General features: G+C 69.3%; 22 protein-coding genes. 14 read left to right on the top strand and 8 right to left on the bottom strand.

Features of this window, described 5'->3' with window-relative positions; genetic code table 11:
* The first annotated feature begins 60 nt into the window (after window positions 1-60).
* The 3 genes from GVV77_RS13620 (at window position 61) to GVV77_RS13610 (ending at window position 2,367) form a co-directional block, all read left to right on the top strand.
* A complete protein-coding gene (locus tag GVV77_RS13620; RefSeq protein ID WP_159619219.1) occupies window positions 61-837 on the top strand; it encodes a thioesterase family protein in 777 nt (258 codons plus the stop codon).
* An 84-nt stretch (window positions 838-921) separates the two neighbouring features.
* A complete protein-coding gene (locus GVV77_RS13615; RefSeq protein ID WP_159619217.1) occupies window positions 922-1,206 on the top strand; it encodes a DUF427 domain-containing protein in 285 nt (94 codons plus the stop codon).
* 129 nt (window positions 1,207-1,335) lie between these two features.
* Window positions 1,336-2,367, top strand: coding sequence for an aldo/keto reductase (locus GVV77_RS13610; protein ID WP_159619215.1), 1,032 nt, complete (start codon window positions 1,336-1,338; stop codon window positions 2,365-2,367).
* Between the two features lie 125 nt (window positions 2,368-2,492).
* On the opposite strand, the gene GVV77_RS13605 is transcribed toward GVV77_RS13610, so the two are convergent.
* The gene (locus tag GVV77_RS13605) at window positions 2,493-3,389 is read right to left on the bottom strand and encodes a diacylglycerol/lipid kinase family protein (protein ID WP_159619213.1); all 897 of its coding nucleotides are present in this window, start codon (window positions 3,387-3,389) and stop codon (window positions 2,493-2,495) included.
* A 231-nt stretch (window positions 3,390-3,620) separates the two neighbouring features.
* On the opposite strand from GVV77_RS13605, the gene GVV77_RS13600 reads away from it, so the two are divergent.
* Window positions 3,621-4,352 (top strand): lipoate--protein ligase family protein, encoded by a 732-nt coding sequence (locus GVV77_RS13600; protein WP_159619211.1) that lies wholly within the window; start codon window positions 3,621-3,623, stop codon window positions 4,350-4,352.
* Between the two features lie 95 nt (window positions 4,353-4,447).
* Here GVV77_RS13600 and GVV77_RS13595 read toward each other — a convergent pair whose 3' ends face one another.
* Together GVV77_RS13595 and GVV77_RS13590 are read right to left on the bottom strand one after the other, a co-directional pair.
* Window positions 4,448-4,705, bottom strand: coding sequence for a mycoredoxin (locus tag GVV77_RS13595; protein ID WP_159619209.1), 258 nt, complete (start codon window positions 4,703-4,705; stop codon window positions 4,448-4,450).
* Window positions 4,706-4,794: 89 nt separating this feature from the next.
* Window positions 4,795-5,229 carry a VOC family protein gene (locus tag GVV77_RS13590; protein WP_159619207.1) on the bottom strand — a complete coding sequence of 145 codons (435 nt, stop codon included), beginning with the start codon at window positions 5,227-5,229 and terminating at the stop codon, window positions 4,795-4,797.
* A gap of 185 nt (window positions 5,230-5,414) precedes the next feature.
* On the opposite strand from GVV77_RS13590, the gene thrS reads away from it, so the two are divergent.
* The 5 genes from thrS to pdxS all read left to right on the top strand — a co-directional run bounded on the left by thrS (window position 5,415) and on the right by pdxS (window position 10,717).
* Window positions 5,415-7,427 (top strand): threonine--tRNA ligase, encoded by a 2,013-nt coding sequence (gene thrS, locus GVV77_RS13585; RefSeq protein WP_159619205.1) that lies wholly within the window; start codon window positions 5,415-5,417, stop codon window positions 7,425-7,427.
* Window positions 7,427-8,056, top strand: a complete 630-nt coding sequence (locus GVV77_RS13580) for an HIT family protein (RefSeq protein WP_159619204.1) — start codon at window positions 7,427-7,429, stop codon at window positions 8,054-8,056. Before thrS ends, GVV77_RS13580 begins: the two co-directional genes overlap by 1 nt.
* 3 nt (window positions 8,057-8,059) lie before the next feature.
* Entirely contained in the window at window positions 8,060-8,686 is a 627-nt protein-coding gene (gene pgsA / locus GVV77_RS13575; RefSeq protein ID WP_159619203.1) for a phosphatidylinositol phosphate synthase, read from the top strand.
* 31 nt (window positions 8,687-8,717) lie between these two features.
* Complete coding sequence (locus GVV77_RS13570) at window positions 8,718-9,683, top strand: diacylglycerol/lipid kinase family protein (RefSeq protein WP_159619202.1); 966 nt, start codon at window positions 8,718-8,720, stop codon at window positions 9,681-9,683.
* A gap of 119 nt (window positions 9,684-9,802) precedes the next feature.
* Window positions 9,803-10,717, top strand: a complete 915-nt coding sequence (gene pdxS / locus GVV77_RS13565) for a pyridoxal 5'-phosphate synthase lyase subunit PdxS (RefSeq protein WP_159619201.1) — start codon at window positions 9,803-9,805, stop codon at window positions 10,715-10,717.
* 87 nt (window positions 10,718-10,804) lie between these two features.
* On the opposite strand, the gene GVV77_RS13560 is transcribed toward pdxS, so the two are convergent.
* Entirely contained in the window at window positions 10,805-11,593 is a 789-nt protein-coding gene (locus GVV77_RS13560; protein WP_159619200.1) for a DUF2382 domain-containing protein, read from the bottom strand.
* Between the two features lie 245 nt (window positions 11,594-11,838).
* Between GVV77_RS13560 and GVV77_RS13555 the strand changes: the two genes are divergently transcribed.
* Complete coding sequence (locus tag GVV77_RS13555) at window positions 11,839-12,219, top strand: hypothetical protein (protein ID WP_159619199.1); 381 nt, start codon at window positions 11,839-11,841, stop codon at window positions 12,217-12,219.
* Between the two features lie 87 nt (window positions 12,220-12,306).
* Entirely contained in the window at window positions 12,307-12,771 is a 465-nt protein-coding gene (locus GVV77_RS13550; RefSeq protein WP_159619198.1) for a PGPGW domain-containing protein, read from the top strand.
* A gap of 28 nt (window positions 12,772-12,799) precedes the next feature.
* Here the strand turns inward: GVV77_RS13550 and GVV77_RS13545 are convergent, their stop codons facing one another.
* The 4 genes from GVV77_RS13545 to GVV77_RS13530 all read right to left on the bottom strand — a co-directional run bounded on the left by GVV77_RS13545 (window position 12,800) and on the right by GVV77_RS13530 (window position 17,668).
* Entirely contained in the window at window positions 12,800-13,510 is a 711-nt protein-coding gene (locus tag GVV77_RS13545; RefSeq protein ID WP_159619197.1) for a GNAT family N-acetyltransferase, read from the bottom strand.
* Between the two features lie 6 nt (window positions 13,511-13,516).
* The gene (locus tag GVV77_RS13540) at window positions 13,517-15,526 is read right to left on the bottom strand and encodes a M3 family metallopeptidase (RefSeq protein ID WP_159619196.1); all 2,010 of its coding nucleotides are present in this window, start codon (window positions 15,524-15,526) and stop codon (window positions 13,517-13,519) included.
* Window positions 15,527-15,674: 148 nt separating this feature from the next.
* Window positions 15,675-16,397 (bottom strand): type 1 glutamine amidotransferase, encoded by a 723-nt coding sequence (locus tag GVV77_RS13535; RefSeq protein WP_159619195.1) that lies wholly within the window; start codon window positions 16,395-16,397, stop codon window positions 15,675-15,677.
* A complete protein-coding gene (locus GVV77_RS13530) occupies window positions 16,397-17,668 on the bottom strand; it encodes a Mur ligase family protein (RefSeq protein WP_159619194.1) in 1,272 nt (423 codons plus the stop codon). The genes GVV77_RS13535 and GVV77_RS13530 overlap by 1 nt, the downstream gene beginning before the upstream one ends.
* An 84-nt stretch (window positions 17,669-17,752) precedes the next feature.
* Here GVV77_RS13530 and pdxT point away from each other — a divergent pair, with 84 nt between their 5' ends.
* The 3 genes from pdxT to ruvC are packed head-to-tail and all read left to right on the top strand — an operon-like array spanning window position 17,753 to window position 19,836.
* Window positions 17,753-18,466, top strand: coding sequence for a pyridoxal 5'-phosphate synthase glutaminase subunit PdxT (pdxT, locus tag GVV77_RS13525; protein WP_159619193.1), 714 nt, complete (start codon window positions 17,753-17,755; stop codon window positions 18,464-18,466).
* Window positions 18,467-18,468: 2 nt separating this feature from the next.
* Window positions 18,469-19,227: a YebC/PmpR family DNA-binding transcriptional regulator gene (locus GVV77_RS13520; RefSeq protein ID WP_159619192.1), complete on the top strand. Its 759-nt coding sequence runs from the start codon at window positions 18,469-18,471 to the stop codon at window positions 19,225-19,227.
* A gap of 33 nt (window positions 19,228-19,260) precedes the next feature.
* On the top strand, window positions 19,261-19,836 hold the full coding sequence (ruvC, locus tag GVV77_RS13515) for a crossover junction endodeoxyribonuclease RuvC (RefSeq protein ID WP_159619191.1): 576 nt from the start codon (window positions 19,261-19,263) through the stop codon (window positions 19,834-19,836).
* The last annotated feature ends 22 nt before the right edge of the window (window positions 19,837-19,858 follow it).

Here is a 19,858-nt window from a genome sequence, read left to right as displayed (position 1 = left end):
GCGGGTGCGCCGGAGCAGGGCCTGGCGCCTTTCACCTGCAGATGCCCGAAGGAGTAGCGCATGTCCGGCTCGTACTACCGCTCGTTGGGGGAGGGCCGGTTCGAGTCGACCGTCCACGCCCAGGGGGCCTGGAATCCCGGTGAGCAGCATATGGCGCCCGTGGCGGGCCTGCTCGTGCAAAAGCTGCTGGACTGCGAGCCCCGCCCGGACCTGCAGCTGGCCCGGGTGGGTTTCGACATCCTGGGAATGATTCCCGGCGGCGAGTTCGAGGTCTCAACCCGGGTCCTCCGGCCGGGACGCACGATCGAGCTGCTCGAGGCCGAGCTGCGTGCCCAGGGCCGCACTGCGGTCACCGCGAGGGCGTGGCGGCTGGCCAAAACCGACACCGCCGAGGTCGCCGCCGTCGAGGATACCGGCATGCCCGGGCCTGACGAGGCGGGACCCTACGACGGCATGACACAGTGGCCCGGCGGCTTCATCGAATCCCTCGAGTTCCGCGTGGTGCCCGGCCACCGCCCGGGCCGTGGCCGCATCTGGCTGCGGACACCCTTGGAGCTCGTCGATGACGGGCCGACGCCGGACCTCGTGCGCCTGTGCGGCATGGTGGATGCGGCGAATGGGATCGCCGCCAGGGTCCGGCCGGGTACGGGCAGCTGGATGTTCCCCAACGTCGACCTCCAGCTGCACTTCCACCGCCCGCCCTCCGGGCCCTGGCTGGGCCTGGACACGAGGGTGACGTTCGGGGCGGACGGGGTGGGGCTCACCTCCAGCGTCCTGCACGATCAAGACGGGCCTTTCGGCCGGTCCGAGCAGATTCTCACGGTCCGCCCGCTGTAATACCGGAATGGTCGGTGCCGTCCGGTCGTTGGGACAAGTGGGCCGGAACGGTCCGTGCGCACTAACCGCAAAGGAACAGGAACTATGCCAAAGGCAGTCTGGAACAACCAGGTCATCGCGGAATCCGCAACTACGGTTCTGGTCGAGGGTAACCACTACTTCCCGAAGGACTCCGTCAACGAGGAGTTCTTCCGGGCAAGCCCCACACAGACCACCTGCCCGTGGAAGGGCCAGGCCCACTACGTCACCCTCGAGGCGGACGGCAAGCAGAGTGTCGACGCCGGATGGTTCTACCCGCAGCCCAAGGACGCGGCACAGAACATCAAGGACCACTACGCGTTCTGGCGAGACGTCGTCGTCACTGACTAAGGTCGGAAGCAGCGGGAACGCCCGGACCCAGCCCGGGCGGTCCCCTCGCACCGCCTGCACCGCCCCGGTCCCAGGGCCGGGGCGGGGCTATGGTGCCGCCCGCAGGACCAGTGCAATGGAAGGGATCGCATGGAGTACCGGAGACTTGGCAGCAGTGGCACCTCAGTATCGGCGCTGGCCCTTGGCACGATGACGTTCGGGGCGGAAGCCGACGAGGCCGAGTCCCACCGCATCCTCGATGCCTACGCCTCCGCCGGCGGAAACCTGATCGACACCGCCGACGTCTACACCGCCGGGATGTCCGAGGAGATCATCGGGCGCTGGCTGGCTCGAAACCCGGCCGGGCGCGACTCGATGGTGATCGCCTCTAAGGGCCGGTTCCCCATGGGCAAAGGGGTCAATGACCTGGGCCTGTCCCGCAGGCACCTGCGCCGGGCGCTCGAGGCCTCACTGACCCGCCTCGGCGTTGACCACCTCGACCTCTACCAGGTGCACTCCTGGGATCCCCTCACACCGCTCGAGGAAACCCTCGGGTTCCTCGACGAGGCGGTGCGCAGCGGCAAGATCTCCTACTACGGCTTCTCAAATTACACCGGGTGGCAGCTGACGAAGGCCGTGATGCTGGCACGGGCTTCCGGGTACAGCGCGCCGGTCACGCTCCAGCCGCAGTACAGCCTGCTGGTGCGCGAGATTGAGGCCGAGATCGTCCCTGCCACTCTTGACGCCGGCATGGGTCTGCTGCCGTGGTCACCGCTCGGCGGCGGCTGGCTGAGCGGAAAGTACTCGCGGGACACCCTGCCCACGGGAGCCACCCGGCTGGGGGAGAATCCTCAGCGCGGGATGGAGGCCTGGGAGCAGCGCAACGCCCAGGAGCGCACGTGGCGGATTGTTGACGCCGTCGGAGAGACGGCGAAGGCCCGCGGCGTCAGTGCCTCGCAGGTGGCCCTGGCCTGGGTTGCGGGCCGGCCGGCTGTCACCTCGGTCATCCTTGGGGCGCGGACAGTGGACCAGCTTGAGGACAACCTCGCCTCCGCAGGGCTTGAACTGACGCCGGAGGAGGCCGGCCGGCTGGACGCCGTCAGCGCGCCCCAGCTCAGCGACTACCCCTACGGCGGACCGGCGCTGGAGCAGCGCAGCCGGGAGCTCGACGGAGGGCGCTGAGCCGGGCGCAGCGGGTCCGCCCGCTGCGCCGGTCGACGCCTACCGCGGCCCGGCCGTGCCCGGTTCGCCGGCCAGGTCCACGAACTTTCTTTCGCGCCCGTCCGCGCGCCGGGCCGGACCCCGGCTCAGCCGAGGACGGCCAGGGCGCGAGGGGCGGCCTCGACCAGAACCTTCGTCTCGGCCGGAGCCGATTTGACCTCGCCGTCGAGCTGGTAGGGCATCGGCTTGACGGTGGTGAACTCGTACCTGCTGACGCTGGGCTGCTTGCCGAGCCCCTTGGAGGCGGCGCGCAGGGCTGTCAGCAGCACCTTCCACTTCGCCATATGGGGGAAGACCACCACTTCGAACTGTCCGTCGGACGGGTGGTCCTCTGCCTCGCTGAGGGTTGCGTACTTCGCCATCTCCGGGATGTTCGCCAGCACGAGGCTGTCGAATCTGCGGTGGACCCCGTCGGTCTGGCGGATTTCGAAGGGCTTGAACTTCGCGAAGGTACGCACCACCGTCACCATTTCCTTGAAGGCGCCCTTGCTTCCCTTTTCGAGGTCGATCGCCACCACGGGCGTGAGCCCGAAACCGATGTAGGAGTGGGCGTAGTTCGTCTCGGCCTCCGCTTCCTCGCCAATCGTGATTTTCAGGAGGTCGAGGCGCCGCACCTCGCCCTCGGCAATCGCCTCGGGAAGGGATTTGGTCCCGGTGGTGCGGCGGTGGTCGTTGGCGTTCCCCGCGGCCATGACGGCGCAGACGGTGTCGCTGCTGCCGCTCTGCATCACCCCGTTGACCACCTCGTTGTATCCGCCGTCGCCGCTTACCGAGACCACGAGGGCATTGCCCTGCCGGGCGGCCTCCCGGGCGAGTTCCACGGCATGACCGGCGCGCTCGGTGGGCCGCAGGGTGATCTCCGGAGCGTAGGACAGGAGCCGGGTCAGGTCATTGTGGAGCCCGTCGGCGAGCCGTGGCGCGTCCCCGGTGCTGTTCGGGTTGAAGATGATCGAAACGGAGTCGAAGCTGCGCGCTGAGTCCATGAAGTGCCCCCGGTGGAGTTCGGTGCTGCGAGACGGTTCCGGTGCGCCTCCGGCAGTGCATCGGGGCGGTCCAGACCTTACAACTCCAAGAGTGTCATATAGATTGGGCGCGGGGCACGCTGCCGGGCGCAGGCCGCCTCGGGGCGGGTTGATCCGCCCGCGGGAGAGCCGGAGCGCCGGTGCACGACGCGGAACGGGACGACGCGGAACGAACGGACGGAGCCGGAGGCCATGGGGAACCCCTGGGAGGGAGCGGACACGCTTGAGGTGTATCAGCAGCGCCGCACGTCGGGTGCCTCCGAGGACCTCGACGCGGGCATCGCGCTCCTGAGGGAGGTGGCCGCAGGGCGGCGCAGCCCCACGCTGCGGCTGTACCGCCCGGAGCCGACGGTGGCCTTCGGACAGCGCGACGCGCGGCTTCCGGGATTTCCCGAGGCCGGCGGCAAGGTGCGGGCGGCGGGATTCGAACCGGTGGTGCGCCGAGCCGGCGGAAGGGCCGCCGCATACCACCGGGGCTGCCTGGTGGTCGACCATATTGAACCGGCATCCGATCCGGTAGCCGCCACGCGCGCGCGCTTCGAATTCTTCGGAGGTCTCTTCGCCCGGGCGCTGCGGGACGCCGGTGTCCCCGCCGCCGTGGGCGAGATCCCGGGGGAGTACTGTCCCGGGGAATTCAGTGTCCACGGCCCGGCGGGCGGGCGGGGGCAGGTCAAGCTGGTGGGAACAGCGCAGCGGGTGGTGGCCGGGGCGTGGCTGTTCTCCTCGGTGCTGATCGTTGAGGATGCGGCGCCCCTGAGGGCCGTGCTCACCGACGCTTATTCGGCCCTCGACCTGAAATGGGACCCGGCCACCGCGGGAGCGGCCGAGGATCTTCGCCCGGGCATCCGGGTCCGGGACCTTGAGGAGACGGTACTTGGCGCCTACGACCGGCACGTGCGGCTCGTTCCGGCGCCGGATCTGTAGGGCTGGATCAGTTGGGCGGCCTGGACCTGCTGGACCGGCAGGCGGGGGCAGGAGCGGCAGCCGGCGGGACGGGCCCGCCGGCCGGCCGCTGCGGCCTAGACGCCGAGGCGGGTCTTGACATCCGCCACGGACGGGTTCGTCGCCGTGGAGCCATCGGGGAAGATGACGGTGGGGACCGTCTGGTTTCCGCCGTTGAGCGAAGCGACCAGCTCGGCCGTCCCCTCGGTCTCCTCGATGTTGATCTCGCGGAAGCCGATGCCCTGGGCTGTGAGCTGGGACTTCAGCCGGCGGCAATAGCCGCACCACGATGTCGAGAACATGGTGATGGTCCCGTTTTCTGGTGTGTAATCCACGGTGCTCCTCCTGGGATGGCTGCAAAAAATGGTGCTGTTGTGGTTTCAGTACCTACAGGTGCAACGCCGCTGCACGGGTTTCGATTCCGTCAGGCGATTTCGACGATGGAAACGGTGCCGTCCGGCTCGACCCGCAGGCCGGGGTTGTAGCAGACCTCCCACCGGAATCCGTCGGGATCCGCGAAGTACCCGGAATAGCCGCCCCAGCTCATCTGGGTGCCCGCCGCCACGATCGACCCGCCGGCGGCTGCGGCCTCGTGGAGCACCGAATCGACCGCCTCCGGTGAGTCAACATTGTGGGCCAGGGTGAACAGCTGCGGATTGCCATGCCCGCCTCCGCCGGCCTCCGCTGCGAGGTGGTCAAGGCGGAACAGGGACAGCAGCAGTCCATGGCCCACCTGGAAGAAGGCCACCTCCTCCGGAACGTGGAGTTTGGGCGTCCATCCCAGCCCGTCCGCGTAGAAGGCGAGGGAGGCCCTGAGGCTGCGCACCCCGAGGGTGATCACATTCACCGTTGAATCCATTCCCCGATCCTCTCACCGCCACCGCCCGGTCCCCGGACGGACGCCCGGGCGTGGCGCGGCGGTTGTTGGTCGCGCCCGAGCGCAGCGGATACGATCAGAGGACCGCGGCGACGCCCGATTCCGGGTGCGCCTGCCCCGGATGCACGCCAGTCATTAGCTCGTACCACTTTCGCAAGGAGACCACTGTGTCAGCGCCCCTACCTATCACCCTCATCGTCGATGGCGAAGAGAACCAGGTGACCGCGGGCACGACCGGTGCCGATCTCTTCCGGGAACGCCGCGACGTCGTCGTGGTCCGGGTCGACGGTGAACTGAAGGACCTCGACCAGCCGCTGCCCGAGGGCGCGCAGGTCGAGGCCGTCACGATGGAGTCGCCCGAGGGCCTCCAGGTGCTGCGGCACTCGGCCACCCACGTGCTCGCCCAGGCGGTGCAGCAGCTGCGTCCCGGTGCCCGGCTCGGCATCGGGCCCTACATCACCGACGGCTTCTACTACGACTTCGACGTCGACGAGCCGTTCACCCCCGACGAGTTGAAGCAGCTCGAGAAGATGATGCAGAAGATCGTCAACACGAACCAGCTCTTCGTGCGCCGCGAGGTGTCCGAGGATGAGGCGCGTCTGGCCATGGCCGACGAACCCTACAAACTCGAACTGATCGGGCTCAAGGGTGATGCCTCCGACGAGGAGGGCGCCTCCGTGGAGGTCGGCGCCGGCGGGCTGTCGATCTACGGCAATGTCGATCGGAAGTCCGGCGACGTTATCTGGGAGGACCTGTGCCGTGGTCCCCACCTGCCCAACACCAAGCTGATCTCCAACGCCTTCGCGCTGACCCGCTCCGCGGCCGCGTACTGGCGCGGCAGCGAGAAGAACAAGCAGCTGCAGCGGATTTACGGCACCGCCTGGCCCACCAAGGAGGACCTGGTGGCCTACCGGGAGCGCCTGGCCGAGGCCGAGCGCCGCGACCACCGCCGCCTCGGCACCGAGCTCGACCTCTTCTCCTTCCCGGACGAGCTCGGCTCGGGGCTGCCCGTGTTCCACCCCAAGGGCGGCGTCATCCGCAAGGCGATGGAGGACTACTCCCGCCAGCGGCACACCGAGGCCGGGTACGAGTTCGTTTACACCCCGCACATCACCAAGGGCCACCTCTACGAGGTGTCGGGCCACCTCGACTGGTACCGGGACGGCATGTTCCCCCCGATGCACGTTGACTCGGAGCTCAATGAGGACGGTTCGGTGCGCAAGCCCGGGCAGGACTACTACCTCAAGCCGATGAACTGCCCCATGCACAACCTGATCTACAAGTCGCGCGGGCGTTCCTACCGGGAACTGCCGCTGCGGCTCTTCGAATTCGGTTCGGTGTACCGGTACGAGAAGTCAGGCGTCATCCACGGCCTCACCCGGGTCCGCGGCATGACCCAGGACGACGCCCACATCTACTGCACGCGCGAGCAGATGAAGGAGGAGCTCACCGGGACGCTGAACTTCGTCCTGGGGCTCCTCAAGGACTACGGGCTCGATGACTTCTACCTTGAGCTCTCCACCCGGAACGAGGAGAAGTCCGTCGGTGCCGACGACATCTGGGAGGAAGCGACCCGCACCCTCGCCGAGGTGGCCGAGGAGTCCGGCCTCGAGCTGGTTCCCGACCCGGGGGGAGCCGCGTTCTACGGCCCCAAGATCTCCGTCCAGGCCAAGGACGCCATCGGCCGCACCTGGCAGATGTCGACCATCCAGCTCGACTTCAACCTGCCCGAGCGCTTTGAGATGGAGTACCAGGCCGCCGACGGCGCCCGCCAGCGCCCCGTGATGATCCACCGCGCCCTGTTCGGCTCGATCGAGCGGTTCATGGGCGTGCTCACCGAGCACTACGCTGGTGCCTTCCCTGCCTGGCTCGCACCGGTGCAGGTCCTCGCCGTCCCCGTGGCGGAGGCATTCAACGACTACCTGTACGACGTCGTCGACCGGCTTAAGGCCGAAGGCATCCGCGCCCAGGTCGACGCCGGCACGGACAGGTTCCCCAAGAAAATCCGCACGGCGAGCAAGGAGAAGGTGCCCTTCGTCCTGATCGCCGGCGGCGAGGACCAGGAGGCCGGCGCCGTCTCGTTCCGCTTCCGCGACGGAAGCCAGGAGAATCAGGTGCCCGTCGAGGATGCCGTGAAGCGCATCGTCGATGCGGTCCGGACCCGGGATAAGTCTCTCTGATGGAGCGGACCCCAGACGCCGGAATGGACTATCCCGGGGACGCGGCGGCGACGGATGACTTCCAGCTCGCCGGGGTGCCCGATGCCTTCCAGCGCCTGTGGACCCCGCACCGCCTCGCCTACATCAAGGGTGGCCAGGACCAGGTCACCGGCGAGAACGACTGCCCGTTCTGCGTGGCTCCGACCCGCAGCGACGAGGAGTCTCTGATCGTCCACCGGGGCGAGCATTGCTACGTGGTGCTCAATCTCTACCCCTACAATCCCGGCCACCTCCTGGTGGTTCCCTACCGCCACCTTCCCGACTACACCGATATCGACGGGGCCGAGACGGCGGAGTTCGCCGACCTGACCCAGACAGCGATGCGGGTGCTTCGGACGGTGTCCAACCCCACCGGCTTCAACATCGGCATGAACCAGGGCCGCACCGGGGGTGCGGGCATCGCGGCGCACCTGCACCAGCACGTCGTCCCCCGCTGGGGCGGGGACGGGAACTTCCTGCCCATCATCGCCCAGACCAAGGCGGTGACGCAGACCCTGGACGAGGTGCGCCGGCAGGTGGCCGAGGGCTGGCCCGCCTCCGGGGCCGCCGCGGGTGCGCGGAATGCCAATGCTGCGGAAGGGCGTGCCTGAACCATGCTCAACAAGTACGCGAGGACATTTTTTACGACCCTGTTCACCCCGCTGGCTGCGCTGCTGCTGCGGTGGGGGGTCAGCCCTGACGCCGTGACCATCGCCGGCACGGCGGGCGTCGCCGTCGGCGCGCTGGTCTTCTACCCGCAGGGCGAGCTCTTCTGGGGCACGCTGTTCATCACCGCGTTTGTCTTCTCCGACGTGATCGACGGCATCATGGCCCGGCTGCGGGGACCGGGCGGCCCCTGGGGGAGCTTCCTCGATTCCACCCTCGACCGGGTGGCCGACGGTGCAGTGTTCGCGGGCCTGGCCGTTTGGTACTTCACCGGCGGGGACTCAGTCCCGACGGCGGTCGCGGCCCTGCTGTGCCTCGTCCTCGGAATGCTCGTCTCCTACGCCCGGGCCAAGGCCGAGGCGCTCGGCTTCGACGCCAGTGTCGGCATCGCCGAACGCGCCGAGCGGCTCGTGTCGGTGCTCGTCACCGCAGGACTGACCGGCCTGGGCCTGCCGGGGGAGTTCCTCCTCGGCGTCCTGGTCCTGCTTGCCCTTGCGAGTATGGTCACCGTGTTTCAGCGGGTCGCCGCCGTGCGGCGCCAGTCGATGGACCCCCGCCCGGCCGGGCAGGGCTGAACCCGGTGCCTTCCAACGGCCGTACCGCCCTGTGAGCGTGCCGCCGGCCGCCGCGCCCGCCCCGCTGCGGGCCCTGCTGATCGTCAACCCGACCTCCGGCCGCGGCCGGAGCCTGAGATTTCGGGCCCGGGTCCGGAGTGCCCTGGCCGCGCAGGGCTATGACGTCGTCGAGCATGTGACCGAAGGGCTGGCCGACGCCCGCGCGGCCGCCGCCACCGCCGGCCCGGGCACGCTCGTCGCCTCCCTCGGCGGTGACGGGCTGCACGGGGCCGTCGCCGCCGGCGTCCGGGGCACCTCCGCGGTGCTGCTGACCCTTGGCGGCGGGCGGGGCAACGACACGGTCCGCCGGCTCGGGCTGCCGGTCAACCCCGTCAGGGCCGTCCGCTCGGTGCCGGCCCTGACGGTGCGCCCCCTCGATCTCGGTTGTGTGAACGGGGTGCCGTTCCTCGGCGTCGCCCACATCGGGTTCGACGGCTTCGCCGCGGAACTGGCCAACGCCGCCCGGGTCGGACTGGGCCCCCTGAGCTACCTCGCCGGGGGAGTGCGGGCACTTCTCACCTGGAAGGGCGTCGGGTTCGTCGTCGAGGTCGACGGCGACCGGGAGGAGTTTCCCGGCTGGTTCGTCGCCGTCGGCAATGTCGGCCAGTACGGCGGCGGCATCCGCATCGCCCCCGACGCCGTCGCTGACGACGGCCTACTCGACGTCGTCCGGCTGCGCGGCGGCGGCAGGGTCCGCCTCGCCTCCGTGTTCCTCTGCGCCTTCCGCGGCGCCCACGTCACCCAGCCGGGCGTCGCCTCCTCCCGGGGCCGGCGGATTCGGCTGACCGCGGCGCCGGGCCTGAACGTCTACGCCGACGGGGAACTGGTCGGGCCCGCCCCCGCCGAGGTCACGCTGCTTCCCTCAGCCGTGCTGGTCATGGTGCCGCGCTCCTCCCCGGCGCTTCGGGAAAACTCGGCGGCGGCACCCGGGCGCCCGCGCGCCGGCGCGGGAGGGTAGCCTCCCTTTCCAGACGGCGCGCCGAACCAGCGGAAGGGGCCGGAACGGGCAGCGGTGCGCCGGCCCGTCCGGGCGTATTATGGGATGCGTTACCTTTTACCAATCTTTAGGGGCTTTCTGTGTCCACCGTTGACGACAATTCAACAACCGCCGCTTCGACCGGCGGCAGCCGCGTCAAGCGCGGAATGGCTGAAATGCTGAAGGGCGGCGTGATTATGGACGTCGTCACGCCGGAGCAGGCCCGGATCGCCGAAGATGCCGGCGCGGTGGCTGTCATGGCCCTCGAGCGGGTTCCGGCCGACATTCGCGCCCAGGGCGGGGTCTCGCGCATGAGCGACCCCGACATGATCGACGGCATCATCGACGCCGTGTCCATCCCGGTGATGGCCAAGGCACGGATCGGGCACTTCGTCGAGGCGCAGGTGCTGCAGTCGCTCGGCGTCGACTACATCGACGAGTCCGAGGTGCTGACCCCGGCGGACTACGCCAACCACATCGACAAGTGGAAGTTCACGGTGCCCTTCGTCTGCGGCGCCACGAACCTGGGGGAGGCGCTGCGCCGCCTCAACGAGGGTGCGGCAATGATCCGGTCCAAGGGCGAGGCCGGCACCGGCGACGTCTCCAACGCGACGATGCACATGCGCAAGATCCGCTCGGAGATCGCCCGGCTCTCCTCAATGGCCGAGGACGAACTCTACGTCGCCGCCAAGGAACTGCAGGCGCCCTACGAGCTGGTCAAGGAGGTCGCCCGGGAGGGCCGCCTGCCGGTGGTGCTCTTCACCGCCGGCGGCATTGCAACCCCCGCCGACGCCGCCATGATGATGCAGCTCGGCGCCGACGGCGTGTTCGTCGGTTCGGGCATCTTCAAGGCCGGGAACCCCGCCGAGAGGGCCGCCGCCATAGTCAAGGCGACGACCTTCCACGACGACCCCGACATGGTCGCCAAGGTCTCCCGCGGCCTGGGTGAAGCCATGGTCGGCATCAACGTCGACGAGCTGCCGCAGCCGCACCGCCTCGCCGAGCGCGGCTGGTAGCCACCGGCGCAGCAGGCTCAAGGCACAAAAGAAGGGGCACCGCCACCAGGCGGTGCCCCTTCTGCGTTCCCTCTGGGGGCGGGTGGGTCAGTGCCGGCCGCGGCCGAGGTCGCCGTCGGCCTCGATCTGCTCCTTACGGACCTCCTCGTTGACCGTGTGCTGCTCGGTCACTGTCTCCTTATCGAGGCGGACCCGTTCGACCGGAACGGCTTCCTTCTCCACGACGGGCCGCTCCTCGTGCAGGACGACCTCGTGCTCCTCTTCGCTGATGGCCGGACCGGCCATTGCGGCATCGCGGTTGGCATCGGTGATCGGCTCACGCTCGAGGCGGACCTCTTCGCGCGACACCGGAACCGTCTGGGACACGTTCTCGGAGACGACGAACTTGCGCAGGCGCACCCGGCCGGCTTCGCGCGACTCGGTGCCCACGCGCAGCTGCTCCTCCGAGCGGGTCATCGCCTCGTCGGTGGTGGGGCCGGAGGTGTCGTGGCCGACGGCTTCACGGCCGGTGGTGGTGCCGGTGGTGTCGTAGTCGGCGCCGCGGGTCCCGTCGGAGCCGCCGTTGAGGCTGTAGTGCCGGTAGAGGCGGTCCTCCTCCTCGGGGCTCAGGTGGCCGTCCTTCTCCACCTTGGGAGCGTCCTTGACGAGGTCCTTGGAGTAGGGGACGCGGACGTCGTTGCCGTCAACCGATGCGGCCTGGAGCGGAACGAAGGACTCGGAGGTGCCGAACAGGCCGGTGTTGACCGTGACCCAACTGGGCTGCCCGGTCTCGTCATCGACATACAGCTGGCCGATCGAGCCGAGCTTGCTGCCGTCATTGGTGTACACGTTTCCGCGGCCGGCGGCCAGGTCGTTCAGGTTTTCCTGGGAAATCATGTTTCTCCTTGGTGTTCACGAAGGTGTTCACTGGCTCCGCCGCGGTGGGCGGCGCCGTAGTGGAGGTCATGGGCGCGGGGCCCCGGGCTGCTTGCACCGCCCACTCTAGGGGCCCCGGAAATAATTGGCAAGCCTGCTTACTACTAGGCGATCTAGCGGTAGAATACTGGCGTTGAAACGGCGATCGGCACCCTGCGTCCCGGACGGATCTACCCGCATCCACCGCAACGTTCGAGGAGAGTTTCATGGCACAGCACAACACTTCCGGGCCGAGTACGCCGGAGGGTAGACGTGACGAGATCGCCGCCGAGGAACGGCGGCAGTTCGGCGGAATGAAGTTCGGCTCGGCCTTCTTCGGCTGGATGACGGCCACAGGCATCGCGGTGGTCCTCACCGCCCTTCTCGGCGCCGTCGCCGGCAGCCAGTTCAACGTCCTCGGGGGCCTCATCGGCTTCCCCCGCATCCCCGTCAATGAGGGTGCGCTGACCACCGGTGGGATCATCGCCCTCGTCGTCGCCGTCATCGTCCCCTTCATCGGGGCCGTGCTCGGCGGCAAGGCCGGGATGCGTTTCCACGGCAAGGTCGACCAGGTCGGCGCGAACTCTGCGGCCGGCCTGAACGTTTAGCTGACACGGCCGGTGGCAGCTCCGCCGGATCGAGGCACTCCGGCAGGCTGGTGAAGCAGCAGCAGGCTAACACTTTGGAGGGTTCGCATGGCTCGGTTCGCGGGACGGACTCGACCCCGGGGCGCGAAACGCGTGGCCGGGCTGGTCGTGGGCTGGCTCCTCGTGGCCATTGGGCTCGCGGCCCTCGTCCTCCCCGGCCCCGGGCTGCTGGCACTCGTTGCCGGCCTCACCATGCTCGCCCAGCAGTACGAATGGGCCCGCCGGTGGCTGCAGCCGGTCAAGACCCGGGCCTTCGCGGCCGCCGCCCGAGGCGTTCGGACCCGGCGCAACATCGCGCTCAGCTTCGCCGCCGCCCTGGTGCTGGCCCTCGTCGGCGTGCTCTGGTGCATCAAGCCGGCCGCACCCGGCTGGTGGCCGCTTGAAGCGCAGTGGTGGCTACCCGGCGGTTGGAGCGTCGGCTCGGGGCTGATTCTGTCGGCACTGCTCGCGGCGGCGTTCATCGCCTACAGCATCCGGCGGTTCCGTCCCCGCAGTGCCCCGGACGCCGCCTAGGGTCGCCGTCCGCCCTGCCGTCCGGAGCTTAGAGTGCCATCCACAGTGTCTTGCCCCGGCCCACGAGGTCGAAACCCCGGGCCGCGAAGAACTCCGACCCCGAGGGCGCCGCATTGACCGCCAGATGCCGGGCCCCGGATGCGGCCGCCGCCTTGGCAGCGCGGCTCAGCAACGCGGTGCCGAGGCCGCGGTGGCGGTACTCCGGCAGGACCTCGAGGGAGAAGATCCCGCCGAGACCCCGGAGCCCCGGGACCCCCGAGGGGTAGAACGAGTACGCCGCGCCGACGACGTTCCCGCCGGCCCTCGTCTCGGCGTGCCAGGCCTGCCGGGGCTGGGACCGTACCACCCGCAGTTCCCGGGCCAGCGGCCCGAGATACTCAGGCACCTCCGTCGACAGTTCGGCGGCGCCGTCCTCATAGGCGGCCGGTACCCCGACGGGCGCGGCCATCCACCACGGCTGCCACCCCGGCGAGAACCCCAGTGACGACAGGGCGCTGCTGCGCACCGCGCCGTTCAGCCAGACGCCCACCGTCTTCGCTCCCAACCTGCTGCCCTCGGCGAGGCCCGGGCGGATGCCGGCCAGCGAGACCTCCTCCGGGAACAGGAGCAGAAGCTGCGACCGCGCCGGAAGCCACGCCCACGTGCACCCGTGGGTGGAGAAGGTCTTTCCGCCGGTGGCGGTGGCAAGCGCCGCGAACCAGGCGGTGTGCAGGCGCTGGACCTGGGCAATTGTGACCATCCGGGCTCAGGCCAGGCCCCGCCGCTTCAGCAGCGGCTCCAGTTCGGCATCCCGGCCCCGGAAGTTGCGGAACGCCTGAAGCGGGTCGATGCTGTTACCGCGTGAGAGCAGCTCGGTGCGGAAGGTGTCGCCGTTGGCCCGGGTGAGCCCTCCTGAGGATCGAAACCACTCGACGGTGTCGGCGTCGAGGACCTCACTCCAGATATAGGCGTAGTAGGCGGCGGCATAGCCGCCGGCGAAGATGTGCTTAAAATAGCCGGTCCGGTAGCGCGGGGGAACCAGTGCGAAGTCGACGCCGGCCTCCTGAAGCGCCCGCTGCTCGAAGGCCGACGGGTCCTCAACGGTGGTGCCGGGCGGCAGGGAGTGCCAGGCCAGATCGAGCAGGGTCGCCCCGAGGTACTCGGTGGTAGCGAAGCCTTCGCCCCACGTCGACGCCGCCGTGACGCGGTCGATGACCTCCTGCGGGAGGGCCTCCCCGGTCTCATGGTGGCGGGCGTAGTTCGCCACGACCTCGGGCCACAGCATCCACATCTCGTTGACCTGCGATGGATATTCGACGAAGTCACGCGGAACGCTGGTGCCCGAAAAGGTGGGGTAGGTGACGTTGGAGAACAGGCCGTGCAGGGCGTGTCCGAATTCGTGGAAGGCGGTGACCACCTCGTCGAAGCTGAGCAGCGTCGGCTCCCCGGGCGGGGGCTTGGGAATGTTCAGGTTGTTCACCACGACCGCGCGGGTGCCCTGGAGCGCGGACTGGTCAACGAAGGAGTTCATCCAGGCGCCCCCGTTCTTCGTGTCGCGCGTGTAGTAGTCGCCGAGGAACAGGCCCAGCCCGGATCCGTCCTCGTTGAAGACCTCCCACACCTGCACCTCGGGGTGGTAGCCGGTGAGGTCGGGTCGTTCAGTGAAGCGCAGCCCGTACAGCTGCCCGGCCGCGAAGAAGATGCCGTCCTTCAGGACGCGGTTCAGCTCGAAGTAGGGCCGGAGCGCGGCGAGGTCGACGTCGTACTTCGAGCGCCGGACCCGCTCCGAGTGGAAGGCCCAGTCCCACGGCTCGAGCGGGTGCCCGGCGTCGGCCCCGAGCTCGGCCGCCTCCGCCCGGGCGTTGCGCACGGCGGGACCGGTGAGGGCGGCGAGGCGCTCCCGGATGGCCCCGAGCGAGGGTGCGGTCTGGTCGTCCGTGGCGGCCGCGGCGTACGTGTCGAAGCCCAGCAGGGCGGCGCGGTCGGCGCGCAGGGCCGCCATGCGTGCGGCCAGCTCCAGGGTGTTATCCGGGCCGTCGCTGAAGCCGCGGTTCACCGACAGTTCATACAGCCGCCGGCGCACCGCGCGGTCGGTCAGCAGCGCCATCGCCGGCTGGTTGGTGGGAAGGATCAGGGTGAGCAGGTACCTGCCGGGGTGGCCCGCCGCTTCGGCTGCCGCCGCGGCGGCGGCGATGTCATCGGCGGGGAGGCCGTCGAGCTCGGCCGCGGTGTCGAGCAGGAGCGCGGAGGCATTGGTGTCCCGCAGCAGCCGCTGCTGGTACTCGGTCGAGAGTTCGGACAGCTCTGCGTTGAGCGCCCGCAGCCGGGCCTGGGCGGCGTCGTCGAGTTCGGCGCCCGCGGCCGTGAACCGCCGAAGGTACTCGGCCAGCAACCGGGCCGGTTCGGCGTCGAGGCCGTCCGCCGGGACCGCCTTGAGGCGCTCGAAGAGGGCCCGGTTGAGGTGGATATTGTCCTGGTGCTCGGCAAGGCGCGGCGCGATGCGCGTCTCAATGTCCTGGATGGCGGCCGTGGAGTCGGCCGAGGAACGGTTATGGAAAGCGGCGGCCACCCGCTGCAGGACCTGCCCCGAACGCTCAAGGGCGGTGATGGTGTTCTCGAAATCCGCGGGTTCCGGGCTGGCGGTAATGGCCCCGATCTCGGCAAGCTGCTCCGCGAATCCCGCCTCGAAGGCCGGCAGGTAGTGGCCGTCCTCGATGCGGTCGAAGGGCGGCAGCTGGTAGGGGAGCGTGCTCGGCTCGAAGAAGGGGTTGCTCATAAGCCTTAACTTTTGCATGCCGCGCCACCGGCGGGGAACTGGTTCCCCTCCGGGGCCCGTACCGGCCGGTTCAGGACCGGATGACCAGCCCGGACCAGCCCGCTGAACTATCGGGCGGGGCCGGCACGAAGGTCAGTGCGGACCGAGGTCAGCGCGGGCGGCTGCCCGCGTGGCGCCGGGCGAGGTCGGCGAGGGTGTCGTCGACCTCGCCCGGCTCGAAGATCCCGTACTTCCGCTCGACCGCGGTCCGGATGAGGAAGTCCGCGATCGCCGGGTTCTTCGGGAGCAGCGAACCGTGGAGGTAGCTTGCCACCACGTTGTGGCGGCGCGCGCCCTCGTGGTTGTCCCGGGCGTTGTTGCCCTCGCCCTTGGTGACGGTGGCCAGCGGCGTCACTCCGGCGCCCAGGAAGGTCTGCCCGCTGTGGTTTTCGTACCCGTGGATCTCGCCGAACTCCCCGCTGGTGGCGACGACGTTGCCGATGAGGCGCTCCTTTCCACCGTGGGTCTCAAGGTCAAGCACCCCGATGCCCGGGATCACCGTGCCGTCCACGGTCTTAAAGAACCTGCCGAACAGCTGGTAGAGCCCGCAGATGGCGAGCATGGGCTGTCCATCCTCGGCCAACCCACGCAGGCGGGGCCCGATGGCCTGCAGGTCCTGCTGGATCACCAGCTGCCCGCTGTCCTGGCCGCCGCCGCCGATGATCAGGTCGGCGTCGTCGGGGAAGCTGTCTCCTGCGTTGTGTTCGGAGATGACGGCGTCGTACCCGTGCCAGGCCAGGCGCTGCTTGAGCACCAGGACGTTGCCCCAGTCGCCGTAGATGTTCATCTCCCGGGGGTACAGCTGCAGGATGGAAATCGTGCCCTTGGACATCAGGAAACCACCTCGACGGTCGTGATTTTGGCGAGTTCGCGCCGCACGGCGAGCATCGCCGTGTAAGTGCAGAAGATGCGCTTGGGCTGCCCGGGGCTGGCGGCGATGAACGCCTTGAGCGCCGCCGGGATCTCGGGCTCGATGCCGCGGACCTCGACGTCGTCGTATTTCAGACGCAGCGCCATGTCGTAGGCGCGCACCCCGGTGACGTGGTCGACGCCCGCGGCGCGCAGCGAGTCGAAGTCAACGTCCCACAGCCACGACATGTCGCGGCCGTCGGCGTAGTTGTCGTTGATCGCGATCATCGTGGCAGTGCCGGCCGGATCGAAGGACTTCAGTCCGAGCCGGAAGCCGCTGGGGTTCTTCACGAGCACCAGTTCGAGGGGCTGGCCGTCAACGGTGACGCTCTCGCCGCGCCCAAAGGCCGGTTCGACGGCCGACAGCGAGGCGAACAGGGCATCCTGGTCGGCAGCCCCGCCAAGCACGGTGCGGGCCGCGGCCAGGGCAGCGGCCGCATTGAAGATGTTGTAGACCCCGCGCAGGCGCAGGTCGGCCGGCACCGATGTCCCGCCGACGCCGAACACCGCGCCGTTGCCTTCGACCTGCTCCAGCACGACGTCGGCAGGGAGGTCGGAGGGCGCCGGAACGCCGGTGGCGCCGCGGAGTTCGTCGTCATTCGGGAAGGTGCTCCGCAGCGAGGGGTCGAGGCCGAAGTAGACCACGCCGGCGTCCTGCACCGTCGGCGCGAGGCCGGCCACGCGCGGGTCCTCGCGGTTGAGGATCACAGTGCCGGTGGTGGCGGCGGCGATCTTGCCCAGCAGGCGGGTGGTCGCGTCGATCTCACCGAACCGGTCGAGCTGGTCCCTCAGGACGTTCAGCAGCAGGGAGTACTTCGGGCGGACAAGGTTCACGAAGTGCACGGCGTGGGCCTCGTCGAGTTCAAGGACGGCGATGTCGGCATTCAGGCGTCCGCGCCAGTCCACCTCGCCCAGCAGGGCCGCAGCGACGCCCCGGGTGAAGTTGCTGCCGGTGCGGTTCGTGAAGACCTTCAGGCCCTGCCCCTCGAGCAGCTCAACGACCATCTTGGTGGTGGTGGTCTTTCCGTTGGTGCCGCTGACCACCATCACGCCGTGCTCAAGGGTGGACAGGGCCCGTCCCATGAAACCCGGGTCAAGGCGTTCCACCACAAGGCCCGGCAGTGCGGACCCGCCGCCGCGCAGCCTCGAGGCGCGGCGCACCGCTTTTCCAACCAGCACGCTCAGGGAATTCATGCCTTTAAACCTAGCGCAAGCACCGGAGGGAACCGGTCAGTGGGCCCGCGCCCGGCGCGGAATGGGACAACCTAGAATTGGACCATGGCCTCTTCCTCACCTTCGCCCTCCTCAGGCGTGCGCATCGGCGTGCTGGCCGTCCAGGGGGACGTGCGCGAACACATCCGAACCATCGAGTCGCTCGGCGGTACCGCCACCGCCGTCCGGCGGCCCTCCGAGCTGGAGGGGATCGACGGCATCATTCTTCCCGGCGGCGAATCCACGACGATCGACAAGCTCACCCGGGCCTTCGACCTCGCGGAACCGCTGCGCGCGCGGATCCTGGGCGGGCTGCCGGCCTACGGTTCCTGCGCCGGCATGATTATGCTCGCCGACGTCATCGCCGACCCCTCCACCGACCGCCAGGGCAACCCGCAGCAGACCCTGGGCGGGCTCGACATCGTGGTGCGGCGCAATGCCTTCGGCCGCCAGCGCGAATCCTTCGAGACCGACCTCGCCTTCACCGGGCTCGCCGACACCGCCGGCGCCGGCGGAGACGACCCGGTGCGGGCCGTGTTCATCCGCGCCCCCTGGGTGGAGAAGGTCGGGCCCTCGGTGGAGGTCCTCGCCGAGGTGGCGGCGCCCGCGACGCCCCCGCCCGGCGGGTCCGGCGACGGCGGCCCGGATAAGTCCGGGACGGTCGCTAGAATTGTGGCAGTGCGGTCGGGCAACCTGCTCGCGACGAGTTTCCACCCGGAAGTCACCGGCGAGCGGCGGGTCCACGAGTTGTTTATTCGAATGATCAGAGGAGAAGCGTAGGCATGTCGGGGCACTCTAAATGGGCTACAACCAAACATAAGAAGGCCGCGATCGACGCCAAGCGCGCGAAGTCCTTCGCCAAGCTGATCAAGAACATCGAGGTGGCGGCGCGGGCCGGGGGCGCGGACCTCGCCGGCAACCCGGGCCTTGAGCTCGCGGTGTCCAAGGCGAAGAAGACCTCGGTCCCCATCGACAACATCAACCGCGCGGTCAAGCGCGGCGCCGGGCTCCTCGGCGACGCCGTCGACTACCAGACGATCATGTACGAGGCGCGCGGTCCCCAGGGCTCGGCCCTGCTCATCGAGTGCCTCACCGACAACAAGAACCGGGCCGCGTCCGAGGTGCGCCTCGGCATCACCCGCAACGGCGGCAGCGTCGCCGACCCGGGGTCGGTCGCCTACCTGTTCACCCGCAAGGGCGTCGTCACCCTGCCCAAGAACGGCCTGTCCGAGGACGATGTCCTGATGGCGGTCCTCGATGCCGGCGCCGAGGAGGTCAAGGAGTCCGCCGACACCTTCGAGGTGGTCTCCGAACCCCAGGACCTGCGGGCCGTAGTGGCCGCGCTTGAGGAGAACGGCATCGAATACGACACGGACGAGGCTGAATTCGTCCCCTCAATGCAGGTCCAGCTCGACGTCGACGGCGCGAAGAAGTTCCTCAAGCTCGTTGACGCCCTCGAAGAGCTCGACGACGTGCAGAACGTCTATTCCAACGCCGACCTCTCCGAAGAGGTCCTCGCCGAACTCGAGACCGACGATTAGCAGCCGCCGGGAAGGCCTCGGGGAGGAGGCGCCGTGACGATCCGCGTTATGGGCATCGACCCCGGGCTGACCCGGTGCGGACTGGCCGTCGTCGACGTCGAACCGAACCGGCACTCGACGCTGGTCGCCGTGGGCGTGGTCGGCACGGAGGCCGGACGCAGCCTCGACCAGCGGCTTCTGGTCATCGCCGAGGCCGTCGATGAGTGGCTCGACCTTCACTCCCCTCATGTGCTGGCCGTCGAACGGGTCTTCAGCCAGCTCAATGTCAGCACCGTGATGGGAACCGCCCAGGCCTCCGGAGTGGTCATCGCAGCCGCGGCCCGGCGTGGAATCCCCGTTGCACTGCACACCCCCACCGAGGTCAAGGCCGCGGTGACCGGCAACGGGCAGTCCGACAAGGTGGCCGTCACCAAAATGGTCACCAAGATCCTGCGGCTCGACGCCCCGCCGCGGCCGGCCGACGCGGCCGACGCCCTGGCCCTGGCCATCACCCACGCCTGGCGCAGGGGGGTGGGCCTGCAGGGTGCGGCCGCCGCCGCCGGTGCGGGAGCCGCCACGCCTGCCCAGCGCATGTGGGCCGAGGCCGAGGCGAGGGCCCGGCGTCCCTGACTGGCACTGCGGAGGAACCGCC

It is taken from the genome of Arthrobacter zhaoguopingii (genome assembly GCF_009828605.1).
Lineage (GTDB): Bacteria > Actinomycetota > Actinomycetes > Actinomycetales > Micrococcaceae > Arthrobacter_D > Arthrobacter_D zhaoguopingii.
This window is presented reverse-complemented; position numbering and strand designations above follow the sequence as displayed.